Origin of the sequence: Caryophanon latum (assembly GCF_001700325.1) — a bacterium.
GTDB classification, from domain to species: domain Bacteria; phylum Bacillota; class Bacilli; order Bacillales_A; family Planococcaceae; genus Caryophanon; species Caryophanon latum.
In genome coordinates, this window is the sequence record NZ_MATO01000067.1 from 23,909 (window position 1) to 40,972 (window position 17,064).

Here is a 17,064-nt window from a genome sequence, read left to right on the forward strand (position 1 = left end):
TACTATGAACTTTCAATTAACAGAAGAGCATCAACAATTACGTGACATGATTCGTGACTTTGCTTTAAATGAAGTAGCACCAACAGCAGCAGAGCGTGACGAAGAGGAGCGCTTCGATCGTGAAATTTTCGACAAAATGGCGGAGCTTGGCTTAACAGGTATTCCATGGCCAGAAGAGTACGGTGGCGCAGGCTTTGACTATTTAGCGTACTGCATCGCGGTAGAAGAATTATCACGTGTTTGTGGTTCAACAGGTGTAACGTTATCGGCACATACTTCACTTGCAGGTTGGCCTGTATACAAATTCGGTACAGAAGAGCAAAAGCAAAAATACTTACGCCCAATGGCTGAAGGTAAAAAAATTGGTGCTTACGGTTTAACGGAGCCAGGTTCAGGTTCTGATGCAGGCGGTATGCGCACGTATGCAGTAGAAGATGGAGATGCGTACGTATTAAACGGCTCAAAAATCTTCATTACAAACGGCGGCATTGCAGACATTTATGTAGTATTTGCTGTAACAGATCCAGAATTAGGCGCTAAAGGTACGACAGCGTTTATCGTTGAAGCGGATTTCCCAGGCTTCTCAGTAGGTAAAAAAGAGCAAAAGTTAGGAATTCGTTCATCTCCAACAACTGAAATTATTTTTGATAACTGCCGCGTACCGAAAGAAAATATTTTAGGTGAAGTTGGTCAAGGTTTCATTATCGCAATGAAAACATTAGACGGCGGTCGTAACGGTATCGCTGCACAAGCTGTAGGTATTGCACAAGGCGCATTAGATGCTGCTGCTGACTATGCAAAAGAGCGCGTACAATTCGGTAAGCCAATCGCATTACAACAAGGTGTAGGTTTCAAATTAGCAGATATGGCAACAGCTGTTGAAGCATCACGTTTATTAACGTATCAAGCAGCGTGGTTAGAAACAAATGACTTACCATACGGACAAGCATCAGCTATGGCGAAGTTGATGGCGGGAGACACTGCGATGAAAGTAACAACAGATGCTGTACAAGTATTCGGTGGTTACGGTTATACGAAAGACTATCCAGTGGAACGTTTCATGCGCGATGCGAAAATTACACAAATTTATGAAGGTACGCAAGAAATTCAACGTCTCGTTATTTCTCGTAACTTAACAAAATAATTTTATGCCGAAAGATATTGAAGTACATTCGTCGGTCAAAGATGAAACGCTGATCGCCATGCGCCGTGAACAAATTATAAAAGGCGCGGTGAAATTATTTAAAGAAAAAGGCTTTCATAAAGCGACGACGCGAGAAATCGCAAAGGCAGCGGGTTTTAGTATCGGCACGCTGTATGAATACATTCGCACAAAGGAAGACGTTCTGTATTTAGTATGTGATCGAATCTTTAACGAAGTCACGCTGAAGCTGTCACCATATCAAAATGAAGAAGGGACTCTCGACACCCTTCGACGTGCGATCTATGAGTATTATTACTTAATTCACCGCATGCACATTGAGTTTACGATTATGTATCAGGAAACAAAATCGTTACCAAAAGATACGCGGGCATACATTTTAGATAGAGAATACGAAATGGTGTCGATGTTTGCGGAGTTATTACGTAGCTGCGTAGCATCAGGTGAGTTAGCGTTAAAGGAACAATATATTCTCATTGCGGCAAACCAAATTGTTGTACAAGGGCAAGCGTGGGCTTTCCGCAACTGGGCATATAAAAAAGATTACAAAATTGAGCAGTTCATCGAAGCACAAACAGAATTGTTTTTATACGGACTAAAGGGGTTTTCATAATAAAAGCAGGGTCGTTGGGGAGCGGCTCTGTTTTTTCTCTATAGACGTAAAGAAATGAGAAATTGCTACCAAACTTTCATGATGAAACAAAGGGGTTTTGATATATGACAGTAGTAGAGGTATATAAAGCAGCACATCCAGTTCGTTTTGTAACAGCTTCAAGTTTATTTGATGGGCACGATGCATCGGTTAACATTATGCGTCGTATTTTACAGTCTAGCGGTGCTGAAGTTATTCACTTAGGGCATAACCGCTCTGTTGAAGAAGTTGTAAATGCAGCTATTCAAGAGGATGCACAAGGGATTGCGTTATCATCTTATCAAGGCGGACATATGGAGTACTTCAAGTATATGTACGATTTACTGCGCGAGCGCGGTGCTGGACATATTAAAATTTTCGGTGGCGGTGGCGGGGTTATTTTACCTCGTGAAATTAAAGAGCTGCACGAGTATGGTATTGCGGGCATTTTCTCTCCAGAAGATGGACGCAAAATGGGCTTACAAGGCATGATCAATAAAAAGCTAGAGGGCGCGGATTTTTCGACATTATCAGGCGACTATTTAGCAAAGCTGGACAACGTGACGACGGAAACACCAGAAATTTTAGCGAACTTAATTACGGCAGCGGAAATTAATCCAGATGCTGAGACGCAAGCGTTAATTGAAGAAGCACGTAAACGTTCAAAAGGCACGCCAGTAATTGGTATTACAGGGACGGGTGGCGCTGGGAAATCTTCGTTAACAGACGAGTTAATTCGCCGCTTTTTACACGAGTTCCCAGATAAAAAAATCGCGATCATTTCAGTAGACCCGACGAAGCAAAAAACAGGCGGGGCATTGCTTGGTGACCGTATTCGTATGAACGCTATTTTCAACAACCGCGTATACATGCGCAGTTTAGCGACGCGTGGCTCACGTACCGAGCTTTCTGCATCAATCGGTGATGTGCTGGACGTTGTAAAGGCGGTTGGCTACGATTTAATCGTCGTTGAAACGAGCGGAATCGGGCAAGGTGACGCGGAAATTACGAAATATACAGACATGTCAATGTACGTTATGACGAGCGAGTTCGGTGCGCCGACGCAGCTTGAAAAAATCGACATGATTGATTTCGCGGACTTAATCGTTATTAATAAATTCGAGCGTAAAGGTTCTGAAGATGCATTGCAGCAAGTTCGTAAGCAATACCAACGTTCACGCGAGCTGTGGAATGCGAAGTTAGAAGATATGCCGGTATATGGTACGATCGCAAGCCAGTTTAATGACAAAGGCACGAATGCGCTGTTTGCAGCTGTCGTGAAAACAATTAATGAAAAGCTTGGCTATGATTGGGAAACATCGTATGAGCTAACGGCGAAAACGCAAAAGCAGGACGTCATTATTCCGAATGACCGTCGTTACTACTTGCGTGAAATTACAGATACAGTGCGTAACTACCATAAGCATTCAGCACAGCAAGTAGAGTTTGCACGTCGCTTATTCCAGCTAGAAGGCGCGCTTGATGAAGTGAAAAAGCAATCGCCAAACGATGCGTTAATTGCATCGTTAGAAAGCTTAATTACAGGTATTCAAGATGAGCTAACAGCGGAGTCAAAGCGCATTTTAGCAAATTGGGAAACGTTGAAGGAAAGCTATAGCGGTGATGAATTAGTAACGAAAGTACGTGATAAAGAAATTCGTACCATTTTAGCGACGAAATCATTATCAGGCTTATCAATTCCGCGAGTAGCATTACCAGACTTTAAAGACTACGGCGAAATTTTACGCTGGGTGTATAAAGAAAACGTGCCAGGTGCATATCCGTACACAGCAGGCGTATTCCCGTTCAAACGTGAAGGGGAAGATCCAAAACGTCAATTTGCCGGAGAAGGTACACCAGAGCGTACGAATAAACGCTTCCATTACTTATCGAAGGACGACGATGCAAAACGTTTATCGACAGCGTTTGACTCGGTGACACTGTACGGTGAAGATCCGAATGAGCGCCCAGATATTTATGGGAAAATCGGAGAATCGGGCGTAAATGTTTGTACGTTAGATGATATGAAAAAGCTTTATGCGGGCTTTGACTTATGTGCCCCTGCAACATCTGTATCGATGACGATTAATGGACCAGCACCAGTCATTTTAGCGATGTTTATGAATACGGCGATTGATCAGCAAGTGAAGCGTCGCGAGGAAGAGTTAGGTCGTGTTCTAACGGTTGAGGAGTTTACAGAAACGCGCGATGAAACGTTACAAGTTGTGCGCGGTACTGTACAAGCGGATATTTTAAAAGAGGACCAAGGGCAAAATACGTGTATTTTCTCAACGGAGTTTGCGCTTCGTTTAATGGGCGATATTCAGCAATACTTCATCGACAAAAAAGTGCGTAACTACTATTCTGTATCGATTTCGGGCTACCACATTGCAGAGGCGGGCGCAAACCCAATTTCGCAGTTAGCATTTACATTGTCGAACGGTTTCACGTACGTGGAATATTACTTAAGCCGCGGTATGCACATCGATGATTTCGCGCCAAACTTATCGTTCTTCTTCTCAAATGGTTTAGACCCAGAGTATACGGTAATCGGACGTGTAGCACGTCGCATCTGGGCTGTCGTAATGCGTGAGAAGTACGGTGCAAATGAGCGTTCGCAAAAGCTGAAATACCATGTGCAAACGTCCGGGCGTAGTTTACACGCACAGGAAATCGACTTTAACGACATTCGTACGACGCTGCAAGCATTAATGGCGTTACAGGATAACTGTAACTCGCTGCATACAAACGCGTACGACGAGGCAATTACGACGCCGACAGAGGAATCTGTACGCCGTGCGATGGCCATTCAAATGATCATTACGAAAGAGCATGGTTTATCGAAAAATGAAAATCCGATTCAAGGCTCATTCATTACGGAGCAGCTAACGGATTTAGTTGAAGAAGCGGTGCTACAAGAGTTTGATCGTATTAATGATCGCGGTGGTGTACTCGGAGCGATGGAAACACAATACCAGCGCGGCAAAATTCAAGAGGAATCAATGTACTATGAAACGCTGAAACATTCAGGTGAGCTGCCGATTGTTGGTGTGAACACGTATTTAAATCCGAATGCAGCAGGTGAAGAAAGCATTGACTCAATGGAAATTGCGCGTGCTTCGAATGAAGAAAAAACGCTGCAAATTACGAACTTACGTAAATTCCAAAGCGCACATGCGGACAAAACGGAAGCGGCACTTGCTCGTTTAAAAGAAGTCGCAAAAACAGGCGGCAACTTATTCGAGGAGCTAATGGAAACAGTGCGTGTTGCAAGCTTAGGACAAATTACGAACGCTTTATATGAAGTAGGCGGGCAATACCGTCGTAACATGTAAAAAAACATGTGCATTTTCACACATGTTGTGCTAACGTAAACAAAGGTTGTTTTTAAGAAGATTGTCTAGTGATATATATTACTAGACAATCTTTTCTGTTCGCGCAAATAAATAGGGTGAGCGTTTATACGGCAAGTAAGTAGTCGTAATAGTGGAATAACGCTGCAGCATTCGCTACAATGACAACAGGATACTTTGCATGAGAGGATGGACAAACGATGGGCAAATACGTACCACATGTCATCATACTTGCTTGCTTAGTCGCTACTTTTTTCATGTACAATCATCAACTTGGCGCCATTCCACTATTAACATTAGCCGCCTATTTATTTTATTTAGGCACGAAACAGGCAATCTACTTAAAAAAGAGTAAATGACGCTAGCGTACATATAGTATATATGTATATAATGGATATTATGCGTTAAAACGTAGTAGGTAATGTAATATAGAAAGGGCGTGCACGGATTGAACTTTCGTGAAATGACAAAAGAGCAACTTGCAGAAGAGTCGTTAATTGACTTAACGTTTGCAATTTTAGATGATAAAAAATCAACAATTACATTTGAAGATTTATTAAATGTTTTACAACAATTAAATGGTGCTTCTGATGAATATATGCAGGAGCAGTTTTTACAATTCTACACAGATATGAACATTGACGGGCGTTTCTTATTGAATCAAGAAGGTCAGTGGGGTCTACGTGAATGGTACAAAGTAGAACAAATTGAAGAAGAAACAGCACCAATCGTAAAAACGCGCAAGAAAAAGGCGAAAGTTGTTGCGGATGATGAGTTAGAAGAAATCGAAGTAGATGAGGACGACTTAGTATTCGAGGAAGATTACGAAGAGTTCGTAAGCGACGACGAGGAAGAAGATGACGAGGAAGAAGATGTATTAGATTTCGATGCGGTTGTCGATGAAGACGATTTAGTAACGATTGAAGAAGACATTGAAGAAGTGATCGAAATCGAGGACGAAGAGTTTGAACTTGAAGAAGAGTTGGATGAAGAAGACGATTTAACGATTGTCGAAGAAGACGACTTAAAATAAGGCGCTATTTCAAACGCGGTGCTTGCCGTATGTAACTATGTGTTCTGAAAATGTAGGTGGCGATTTCTACGGAAAAAGCGTGAGAGCGCGTAACGTAGCGAGGAAAATCAAGCTATGCCCATGAAAAACCTGCTTTGATGAAGAGCGAACTGACAACGATAACATGCATTTACCGTTTATATACAAGGTGATTGAAATTTACAATGCGAACGAGGCTTGAAACAAGAGGCGGACTCCTGCGGTAAAAGCGTGAGCGTGACACGAAAGGCTCATGCCACGCCCGTGGAAAGTCTGCCTCGATGTGAAGAGCCGACTAACAAAACTTTAAAATACATTCACCGTCTATAGAGCTAGAAAATCGCGTTAAGAATAAGTTCTTAACGTGATTTTTCTTTTATATGTTAACAAGCGTGTTGATTAGCCATTCAACTGGCATTTCGCGTATGGTGGCTCGCTTTCCTGGGGCTCGGCTCAAGCCTCCGCGCCTCTCCTATGTCGAGGCTTACGGGGTCTTGAGGCACGAGCTATTCCCCAAGGAGTCTCGCCACCCGCTCCATGCCACAAAAATGCAGCGTTCATCTCCGTCTTGCTACTAAAAACAAGCAATTCAGCTGTATAAAAATAGCTAATCAACAGACCTGATATGTTAACATCGTATAGGTCAGACTTGTTCGTTTTTAAATAAAAAATCTTGACTTCTTTTTACATAGCGTATAGTATGTTGCTTGGGCTCCTTAAAAAAGGAGATTGACCGTATATACAATACGCTCCCCCTGCAATGATCGTTGCGGGAGGAGCGTTTTTTATTTTTTGTGTTGTACTGTGCGCATACATGTAAGACAGATGGATAATTCAGGTTGAGAAAGCTTCGAGGTCTCGCATCTCATAGCTTTTATTGTTTTTTAGGAGCAAACAGCCGCATTGTGCATTTTCATTTATAAGGAGGATTTTTTCATTATGACAAAATATATTTTCGTAACAGGTGGCGTTGTATCGTCACTTGGTAAAGGGATCGTCGCAGCTTCACTTGGTCGCTTACTTAAAAACCGTGGTTTAGAAGTAACAATTCAAAAGTTTGACCCGTATTTAAATATCGATCCAGGTACAATGAGCCCGTATCAGCACGGTGAAGTATTCGTAACAGATGACGGCGCAGAGGCAGATTTAGACTTAGGTCACTACGAGCGTTTCATCGACATTAATCTTGGGAAGCATTCAACAGTAACGTCTGGTAAAGTGTATCAATCGGTTTTAAACAAAGAACGTCGCGGTGATTACAACGGTGGTACGGTACAAGTAATTCCACACGTAACGAACGAAATTAAAGACCGCATTCAACGCGCTGGTCGTGAAACGTCTGCGGATGTAGTCATTACAGAAATCGGCGGTACAGTTGGTGACTTCGAATCACTTGCATTTTTAGAAGCCATTCGTCAAATGCGTACAAACTTAGGGCATAACAACGTCATGTACGTTCACTGTACGTTAATGCCTTACATTAAAGCAGCAGGCGAAATGAAAACAAAACCGACACAGCACTCAGTAAAAGAGTTACGTTCATTAGGTATTCAGCCAAACATTATCGTATTACGTACAGAGCAGCCTGTACCACAAGATATGAAAGATAAAATCGCGCTATTTTGCGACGTGCGCCCACAAGACATCGTAGAATCTCGTGACGCAGAGCATTTATATGAAGTGCCACTGAACTTACATGCACAAGGCTTTGACGATATCGTATTAGAGCATTTCGGCATTAAAGCACCGAAAGCGGACATGACAGAGTGGACGGAATTAGTACACAAAGTGAAAAACTTACAACATAAAACACGTATCGCATTAGTAGGGAAATATGTAGAGCTACAAGATGCGTACATTTCAGTAGTCGAAGCGTTAAAGCATGCTGGTTACACGTACGATTCAGATATCGAAATCGACTGGGTAAACGCAGAGGAAGTAAATGCGGATAACGTAGCGGAATTACTTGCGAACGCAGACGGTATTTTAGTGCCAGGTGGCTTCGGCGATCGCGGTGTTGAAGGGAAAATTGAAGCAACTCGTTTTGCACGTGAAAACAACGTACCATTTTTCGGTATTTGCTTAGGGATGCAAATGGCGGCAGTTGAGTTTGCACGCAACGTATTAAAGTTAGACGGCGCACATTCAACAGAGTTAGATAAAGACACGAAGTACCCAATTATCGACTTCTTACCAGACCAATCTGAAGAGACAGATTTAGGTGGTACGTTACGTCTTGGTTTATACCCATGTAAATTAAAAGAAGGCTCAGTTGCACGTGCAGCTTACGGCGGCGAGGAGCTAGTATACGAGCGTCACCGTCACCGTTACGAGTTTAACAACGAGTTCCGTGAAGCGATGGAAGCAGCAGGTCTTGTATTCTCAGGCGTATCACCTGACAACAAGTTAGTGGAAATTATCGAGTTACCAGAGCACAAGTTCTTCGTAGCTGGTCAATTCCATCCAGAGTTAATTTCACGTCCGAACCGTCCACAACCACTATTCCGTGAGTTTGTAGGCGCGGCGTTTAACAACCGTAAATAATAAATGAAGGGGTTATCCACAATTTTTACGTTGTGGATAACCCCTTTTTTATTGATTAGCGATCTTTGTACAGCTGAATCGTTTATTGTTAAGCATAAAACTGGAATGATTGCTGCATTATGATGGTAGGAAGCATGCGGCGAGACTCCTTGGGAAAAAGCTCGTGCCTCAAGACCGCGTAAAGCGCGATGTAGGAGCGGTGCGGAGGCTTGAGGAAGGGCTACGTCCATGTAGCACCGCCTTCATGATCAACATCGTGTTTGCCGCCGAGCCCCAGGACTTTTGCGACGAGTAACCGCGAGCCGCAATACGCGTACTGCTAATTAACACGCTTGTTGATGCTCGTATTTATTAAGCAAACGGTGATGCGGGCGTATGATCCTCACCGAAATCGTCGTCATCTTCAACCATTTCGTCGTATGATAGTTTCATCGCCTCGTACACGAATAGTGCAGCGAGCAAGTGTGGCATAACGACACGCTTTGACAAGTCAGTCGGGTGTGGCAGCAGTCCGCCGCGCACTTTGAGTGAAATGTAAACGTAAGCAAGGTCACTTAACACATTGTCGTCCGATGCTTTTTCACTTGCAACAACGGCAAATGGAATGAAGTGATCGTTGCAGTAATGAGCAAGAGTAATGGCTTCTTCGTTGTCAGCAGTCGGTGTGAAAATGCATACACGATCAGCATCCGTTAATTGTACGTCTTTCGTGTAACGCGCAAGCTTCGTAAACGGCGCGGCACTTAAAAACGCATTGTGTTCTACTGCTTGTAGCTCACCGAAGCAGGCGAAATAGACATTTCCTTCGCCGATTGCAGCTTGAGCGAGTAAGCGTGCAGCATCCTCAATTTGTTCTTCTTCTGTTTGTAAAACTCGTTGATATAACCCTGTTAATTGGGTCGTTAGCATTTTAAACATATTCAACACCTCGACACACATTATAAAGCAATCCGAAAACACTTTCCATTCGGCGCATTGTCGATTAAAATAGTCGTTACTAATAAAAAAGATGAAAAGGAATTATGTGTAGCTTTATGAACCATATTTTAGTAGTTGACGATGAAAAAGGAATCCGATTGCTGTTGCAGGAGTTTTTGAAAAAAGAAGGGTATATGCCAATAGTAGCAGCTAATGGAGATGAAGCGCTCGATGCTACGACGAGGTACACATTTTCGTGCGCGCTGCTCGATATGCGCATGCCAGGAATGTCAGGGCTAGAAGTGCTGGCTGCGCTAAAGAAAATCGATGCGACGCTTCCTGTCATTATGATGACGGCATACGGTGAACGACAATTAATCGAGCAGGCAAATAAATTGGGTGTTACGCACTATTTTATGAAACCGTTTAGTATTTTGGAGGTACGTGATGTGCTGCGTCAAATTTTGCGGCAGGAACTCTAGGTAGACGGTAGCGAGATAGTTATATTTTTGATATGATAATGAAGGTATAAATTATAAAAAATGTCCGTATTTTCGGGAGGGAGTCTTAACATCATGGCATTAGTTTCAATGAAAGAAATGTTAATTACTGCAAAGGAAGGTAAGTACGCGGTTGGTCAATTTAACATTAACAACTTAGAGTGGACGCAAGCGATTTTACAAGCTGCTGAAGAGGAAAAATCACCAGTTATTTTAGGTGTATCTGAAGGCGCTGCAAAATATATGGGCGGCTTCGTGTCGGTTGTTCACATCGTTAAAGGATTAATGGCAAGCTATGGCACAACTGTACCGGTTGCGATTCACTTAGACCATGGTTCAAGCTTCGATAAATGTAAAGAAGCAATCGATGCAGGCTTCACATCTGTTATGATTGACGCTTCACATCACCCATTTGAAGAAAACGTAGAAACGACAAAACAAGTTGTTGAGTATGCACACGCACGTAACGTATCAGTAGAAGCAGAGCTAGGTACTGTTGGTGGTGAAGAAGATGGCGTAATCGGCGGCATCATTTATGCAGATCCACAAGAATGTAAAGCATTAGTAGACGCAACAGGCATTGACTGCTTAGCGCCAGCATTAGGATCAGTGCACGGTCCATACAAAGGTGAACCGAACTTAGGCTTTAAAGAAATGGAAGAAATTTCACAGTTAGCGGATTTACCATTAGTATTACACGGTGGTACAGGAATCCCAACGAAAGATATTCAACGTTCAATTTCTTTAGGTACTGCAAAAATTAACGTAAACACAGAAAATCAAATCGCGGCAACGAAAGTAATTCGTGAGTTTTTAGAAAACGATTCAACAACATACGACCCACGCAAATACTTAGCACCAGCTCGTGAAGCGATTAAAGCGACAGTAATCGGCAAAATGCGCGAATTCGGCAGCTCAAACAAAGCATAATATCCGTAGCGTATACAAAGTTGTGATAGGGGAAGAAGCGTTAAGCTACTTCTCCTATTTTACAGAGCAGTAAAATAGACAGATGTTGGATTCGTGACCAAAATTCGGCTCAGTACGTATAGTGAGCGTAAAGGCGACTTCAAGCTATAGTGAAGCGTTCACATGTTAAGGCGCGAGAAAACATCATACTTTTGGAGGAAAACTACGATGAAATTTTTTATCGATACAGCAAACTTTGATGAAATTAAAGAAGCGCATGCTTGGGGAATTTTATCAGGCGTAACAACAAACCCATCATTAGTTGCAAAGGAGCCGGGCGTAGATTTCCACGATCGTTTACGTGAAATTGCGAACTTAGTTGACGGTTCAGTTTCTGGTGAAGTCATTTCACTTGAAGCAAAAGGTATGATTGAAGAAGGTGAAGAACTTGCGAAAATTCACCCGAACATTACAGTGAAGCTTCCGATGACACCAGCTGGATTAGAAGCTTGCCGTCATTTTGCAAGCAAAGGAATTGAAACGAACGTTACGTTAATTTTCTCAGCGAACCAAGCGTTAATGGCTGCACGTGCAGGCGCAACGTACGTATCACCATTTATCGGTCGCTTAGATGATATCGGTCAAGATGGTGCAGAATTAATCGCGACAATTGCACAAATTTTCGCGGTACACAATATCGATACGCAAATTATCGCGGCATCAATTCGTCACCCGCAGCACATTCAAGCGGCGGCATTAGCAGGTGCGCACATTGCAACAACGCCATATAAAGTGTTAAAGCAATTATTCCACCACCCGTTAACAGACAAAGGCATTGAAGGCTTTTTAGCTGACTGGAGCAAGCGCGAAGGAAAGTAATGAAAAATGTGTTCGTTCACATTTTTATTTTTCATCGCCATAAGCTAGTGTTGACACATATACGTTGCTTGAAACAAGAGAGGGACTCCTGCGGGAAAAGCGTGAGCGTGAGACTACAAGCTCAAGCCACGCCCGCGGAAAGCCTGCCTCGATGTGAAAAGCCACCTTTAACGGATCAACATGCTTTTAATGAAAAGAAACGTTTTCACTGTTTGCCATTAAAATGGTGCAGCGATACACAAGACGTATTTGGGCGGAATTGTCTGTTCAAATACGTCATTATATGTTTTTTGCTTGTTTTTTTATGCGCTTAGTTTACGACATAAACGCATAAAAAAGCATCGATGCAAAAAGGATGCTTAGCACATAAAATGATAGTTAGTTTTCGTGAATATAAAAAAACAGACGGATTTTTCCATATAATGAGGAGAATATAAATAATGGAAGTTTATAAAATTAAAGGCGGTAATCGCTTAAAAGGCAACATTAAAGTAAGTGGTGCGAAAAACAGTGCAGTAGCGTTAATTCCAGCAACAATTTTAGCGGATTCACCAGTGACGATTGACGGTTTACCGGAAATTTCAGATGTGCTGACGTTGAAGCTATTAATGGAAGAAATCGGCGGTACGGTAACGTTTGAAAATGGCAAAATGACAGTCGATCCAACGAACATGGAAGCAATGCCATTACCGAATGGCAACGTGAAAAAAATGCGTGCGTCGTATTATTTAATGGGTGCGATGCTTGGGCGTTTCAAACGTGCTGTTGTCGGCTTACCAGGGGGCTGCTTTTTAGGGCCGCGTCCAATCGACCAACATATAAAAGGCTTTGAAGCACTTGGCGCAAAAGTAACGAACGAGCACGGAGCGATTTATTTACGCGCTGATGAGCTAAAAGGTGCAAAAATTTACTTAGACGTAGCGAGTGTCGGCGCAACGATTAACATTATGCTTGCGGCTGTTCGCGCAAAAGGGCAAACGATTATTGAAAATGCCGCAAAGGAGCCTGAAATTGTCGATGTGGCGACGCTTTTATCAAATATGGGCGCAAAAATTAAAGGTGCAGGCACGAGCGTCATTCGTATTGACGGTGTTGATGAACTGCACGGCGCACAGCATACAGTGATTCCTGACCGCATCGAAGCGGCGACATATATGATTATGGCTGCAGCAATTGGTGATGGCATTCAAGTGGATAACGTTATTCCGTTTCATTTAGAGGCAGTAACGGCAAAGCTTCGTGAAATGGGTGTAAAAGTGCAAGAGGACGAGGAGTCGATCTTCATTCCGAAAAGTGAAACGCTTCATGCTGTTGATGTGAAAACACTCGTATATCCAGGGTTAGCGACGGACATTCAGCAGCCGCTTTGCGTATTAATGACGCAGGCGGAAGGGTCATCAAAAGTGACGGATACGATTTATTCGGCGCGCTTTAAGCATATTGATGAATTACGTCGCATGAATGCGGTTGCACGTGTAGAAGGGAATACGGCGATTTTAACAGGGCCGACGACGCTTCACGGATCAACGGTAACAGCGAGTGATTTACGCGCAGGTGCAGCACTTGTTATTGCAGGATTACTTGCGGAAGGTGAAACGGAAATTCATGACATTTACCACGTAGAGCGCGGCTATAGCGACATTGTGGAAAAATTAAACGCACTTGGCGCAGAAATTCGCAAAGAAACAATTACACCAGCATCGGCGAATTAATCGTGCTAATTTTCAAATAGTATGCAACAATTACAGATTAGTATGTTAAAATGAATGGCGATAATCGTTTTGCAAAAAAAGCAAAACAACAGGAGGCAGGAAACAAAATGGAACGTAGTTTATCGATGGAAGTCGTACGTGTTACAGAGTCAGCTGCAATCAGCTCAGCAAAGTGGATGGGACGCGGGTTAAAAAATGAAGCGGATGACGCAGCAACAACAGCGATGCGCCAAATGTTCGATACTATTCCAATGCACGGGCGTGTTGTAATCGGTGAAGGTGAAATGGATGAAGCACCGATGCTATATATCGGCGAGGAGCTAGGATTGCGTAATGGTGGTCCAGAAGTAGATATCGCTGTTGACCCACTTGAAGGTACAAACATTGTGGCAAAAGGAACGAATGGTGCGATGACTGTACTTGCCATTGCAGACCGAGGCAACTTGCTAAATGCACCAGATATGTATATGGAAAAGTTAGCGGTTGGGCCTGAAGCAGCTGGTAAAGTAAGTATTGAAGCATCTGTTACAGCGAACCTTTTAGCCGTAGCAAAAGCAAAAAATAAAGATATCGGTGATGTTGTAGCGACGTTATTAGACCGCGAACGTCATCAGCATATCGTTGATGAAATTCGTGAAGCGGGCGCGCGTATTAAATTCATCCAAGATGGTGACGTAGGTGCTGCGATCAATACAGCATTTGACGAAACAGGGATTGATATTATGTTCGGTACAGGTGGCGCACCAGAAGGCGTAATTGCAGCAGCGGCATTAAAATGCTTAGGCGGCGACTTCCAAGCACGCTTAGTACCAGAGGACGAAGAGCAATTACAACGTTGTAAAGATATGGGCATTGACGTAAACGAAGTATTAACGTTAAACGACTTAGTAAAAGGTGATGACGCAATTTTCGCAGCGACAGGCGTAACAGATAGCGAGCTATTACGCGGCGTGCAATTCAAAGCAGGTCATTGCTTAACACATTCTGTTGTTATGCGTGCAAAATCAGGTACAGTTCGTTTTATCGAAGGTCGACACAGCTTAGATAAAAAACCAGTGATTGAATAGAACAACGCATTTTGTACGAAAACAAAGCCCGACATTTGATTGGGCTTTGTTTTCGTTTTGTAATGCATACATATCGCTCATCGACACATGTAACAAATAATGTAACTATTATTTAGGATATTTGTTATAATACTAACGATACGTAACATGTTGACTTCGTTTTTCCTACAATGACTCACCGTATGCATTTTGTGTAATCTATTCTTATAGAAGGTGATTGGATTTTAGAATGTGAACGAGGCTCGAAACAAGAAGCAGACTTCAACGGAAAAAGCGTGACGCTTGACACTCGACAGCTATAACGTAACAGCGGTGAGAAAGCTCATGCCACGCTCGTAAAAAAAGCTTGCCTCGATGTGAAGAACCGACTAACAAAACGCTAAAACACATTCATCATCTATATAAATCACGTCTGTTGATTAACTATTTGTATGCAGTGGAATTCATGATTTTTAGTCGCCGAGCTGAAATAAATGCTGTATATGAGTGGCAGAAAGCGCGCGGACGATTGAGTGAGGTAGTAAAAGCTACTACACGAGCGATCACCTTCAGAATAAATATCGTGTTTGCCGCCGAGCCCTAAAAATTGATGTGCGACGAGTAATTGCAGAAATATAAGTTTTGCTGTCTCGAGTAACCGTACAGACAAAGCGAGCCGCCATACGCGAACTGCCAATTAACTGGCGTATTAACACGCTTGTATATAAATAAAAACTATCATATATGTTGACTAACCATTTTGAAATAGCGAAATGAAGATTTACATTAGCTCAATTGAATTGATTTAGCTGAGCGTATGCGACTACACTCGTTCAAGAGGGGAACATGATCATTATTTTGTTCACGGAGCCCTCATGAAAAGAAAAGAAAGTGTCAATTGCGCGGTCAGCTAGATTAATGGCTAATCAACACGTTTGAAAAACTATATAGACTGGAGTCTTGCCAATGTCAACGATGACAATTGCACAACTAGAAACAAAGACACTGAAGGAACTTTACGGTTTAGCAAAGCAGTTTAAAGTGTCGTACTACAGTAAGCTAACGAAAAAAGAATTAATTTTTGCGATTTTAAAAGCACGTTCAGAATCAGAAGGTTATTTCTTTATGGAAGGCGTACTTGAAATTATTCAAAGCGAGGGCTACGGTTTTTTACGCCCAATTAACTATTCACCAAGCAAAGAGGATATTTACATTTCAGCGTCACAAATTCGTAAGTTCGACTTACGTAACGGTGATAAAGTGACAGGGAAAGTGCGTCCACCGAAAGAAAACGAGCGTTATTACGGGCTGTTACAAGTAGATGCGGTAAACGGAGAAGATCCAGTTGTGGCGAAGGAACGCGTTCATTTCCCAGCATTAACGCCACTTTACCCAGACCGTCATATGAAGTTGGAGACAACAAAAGGTAACGTATCAACGCGCATTATGGATTTAATTGCACCAGTTGGTTTTGGACAGCGTGGTTTAATCGTCGCGCCACCAAAAGCAGGGAAAACATCGTTATTAAAAGAAATTGCGAATGCGATTACGACGAATTATCCAGATGCAGAATTAATCGTACTATTAATTGATGAACGCCCTGAGGAAGTAACGGATATTGAACGTTCAGTAAATGCAGACGTTGTGTCGTCAACATTTGATGAAGTGCCAGAAAACCATGTGAAAGTAGCGGAAATGGTATTAGAGCGTGCGCGTCGATTAGTCGAGCATAAACGTGATGTTATTATTTTAATGGATTCGATTACTCGTTTAGCGCGCGCATATAACTTAATTATTCCACCAAGTGGTCGTACGTTATCAGGTGGTATTGACCCAGCCGCATTCCATCGTCCAAAGCGTTTCTTCGGCTCAGCACGTAACATTGAAGAAGGCGGCAGCTTAACGATTTTAGCGACAGCGCTTGTTGATACGGGTTCACGTATGGATGAAGTGATTTACGAAGAATTCAAAGGTACCGGTAACTTAGAGTTACATTTAGACCGTGCATTATCAGAGCGTCGTATTTTCCCAGCAATCGATATTCGTCGCTCAGGTACGCGTAAAGAAGAGCTGCTAATCCCGGCGGAAGATTTAGAGAAGCTATGGGCAATTCGTAAAACGTTCTCAGATACGCACGACTTTGCGGAGCGTTTCATTCGCAAGCTGCGCACAACAGAAACAAACGCCGAGTTTTTTGAAAAGCTAAACGAAGGCATGAAAAAAGCAACGAATGGTAAAGGCTTGCTATAAAATTGGTTGCGTAACAAAAAAACATATGATAATATACTTTAAGTATGTATCGTGCACATATATAGTCGGCCTTTAACGATTACGTGTTAAGCGTAGTAATATATTCGGG

The 17,064-nt window shown here is 42.6% G+C and carries 13 protein-coding genes; 12 read left to right on the top strand and 1 reads right to left on the bottom strand.

The features are described from left to right. The first annotated feature begins 4 nt into the window (after positions 1–4). The 6 genes from A6K76_RS14615 to A6K76_RS14635 all read left to right on the top strand — a co-directional run bounded on the left by A6K76_RS14615 (position 5) and on the right by A6K76_RS14635 (position 8,741). Positions 5–1,144, top strand: a complete 1,140-nt coding sequence (locus A6K76_RS14615) for an acyl-CoA dehydrogenase (protein ID WP_066466337.1) — start codon at positions 5–7, stop codon at positions 1,142–1,144. 4 nt (positions 1,145–1,148) lie between these two features. Continuing rightward, complete coding sequence (locus tag A6K76_RS14620; protein ID WP_066466338.1) at positions 1,149–1,775, top strand: TetR/AcrR family transcriptional regulator; 627 nt, start codon at positions 1,149–1,151, stop codon at positions 1,773–1,775. Between the two features lie 104 nt (positions 1,776–1,879). Then, positions 1,880–5,128, top strand: coding sequence for a fused isobutyryl-CoA mutase/GTPase IcmF (icmF, locus tag A6K76_RS14625; RefSeq protein ID WP_066466339.1), 3,249 nt, complete (start codon positions 1,880–1,882; stop codon positions 5,126–5,128). A 218-nt stretch (positions 5,129–5,346) separates the two neighbouring features. Then, entirely contained in the window at positions 5,347–5,505 is a 159-nt protein-coding gene (locus tag A6K76_RS16845; protein WP_169818033.1) for a hypothetical protein, read from the top strand. Between the two features lie 89 nt (positions 5,506–5,594). Continuing rightward, positions 5,595–6,179, top strand: a complete 585-nt coding sequence (gene rpoE, locus A6K76_RS14630) for a DNA-directed RNA polymerase subunit delta (RefSeq protein WP_211271776.1) — start codon at positions 5,595–5,597, stop codon at positions 6,177–6,179. Positions 6,180–7,136: 957 nt separating this feature from the next. Continuing rightward, positions 7,137–8,741, top strand: coding sequence for a CTP synthase (locus A6K76_RS14635; RefSeq protein ID WP_066466341.1), 1,605 nt, complete (start codon positions 7,137–7,139; stop codon positions 8,739–8,741). 351 nt (positions 8,742–9,092) lie between these two features. On the opposite strand, the gene A6K76_RS14640 is transcribed toward A6K76_RS14635, so the two are convergent. Continuing rightward, positions 9,093–9,659 (bottom strand): DUF2529 family protein, encoded by a 567-nt coding sequence (locus A6K76_RS14640; RefSeq protein ID WP_066466342.1) that lies wholly within the window; start codon positions 9,657–9,659, stop codon positions 9,093–9,095. 116 nt (positions 9,660–9,775) lie between these two features. Here A6K76_RS14640 and A6K76_RS14645 point away from each other — a divergent pair, with 116 nt between their 5' ends. From A6K76_RS14645 to rho, 6 genes are all read left to right on the top strand, one after another. Continuing rightward, on the top strand, positions 9,776–10,141 hold the full coding sequence (locus tag A6K76_RS14645) for a response regulator (protein ID WP_066466343.1): 366 nt from the start codon (positions 9,776–9,778) through the stop codon (positions 10,139–10,141). Positions 10,142–10,234: 93 nt separating this feature from the next. Further along, positions 10,235–11,089, top strand: coding sequence for a class II fructose-bisphosphate aldolase (locus A6K76_RS14650; RefSeq protein ID WP_066466344.1), 855 nt, complete (start codon positions 10,235–10,237; stop codon positions 11,087–11,089). A gap of 207 nt (positions 11,090–11,296) precedes the next feature. Continuing rightward, on the top strand, positions 11,297–11,947 hold the full coding sequence (gene fsa, locus A6K76_RS14655; RefSeq protein WP_066466345.1) for a fructose-6-phosphate aldolase: 651 nt from the start codon (positions 11,297–11,299) through the stop codon (positions 11,945–11,947). A gap of 440 nt (positions 11,948–12,387) precedes the next feature. Next, positions 12,388–13,659 carry a UDP-N-acetylglucosamine 1-carboxyvinyltransferase gene (locus A6K76_RS14660; protein WP_066466346.1) on the top strand — a complete coding sequence of 424 codons (1,272 nt, stop codon included), beginning with the start codon at positions 12,388–12,390 and terminating at the stop codon, positions 13,657–13,659. Positions 13,660–13,766: 107 nt separating this feature from the next. Next, positions 13,767–14,726 (top strand): class II fructose-bisphosphatase, encoded by a 960-nt coding sequence (glpX, locus tag A6K76_RS14665; RefSeq protein ID WP_066466347.1) that lies wholly within the window; start codon positions 13,767–13,769, stop codon positions 14,724–14,726. A gap of 945 nt (positions 14,727–15,671) precedes the next feature. Then, positions 15,672–16,955 carry a transcription termination factor Rho gene (gene rho / locus A6K76_RS14670; RefSeq protein ID WP_066466348.1) on the top strand — a complete coding sequence of 428 codons (1,284 nt, stop codon included), beginning with the start codon at positions 15,672–15,674 and terminating at the stop codon, positions 16,953–16,955. Positions 16,956–17,064: the final 109 nt, after the last annotated feature.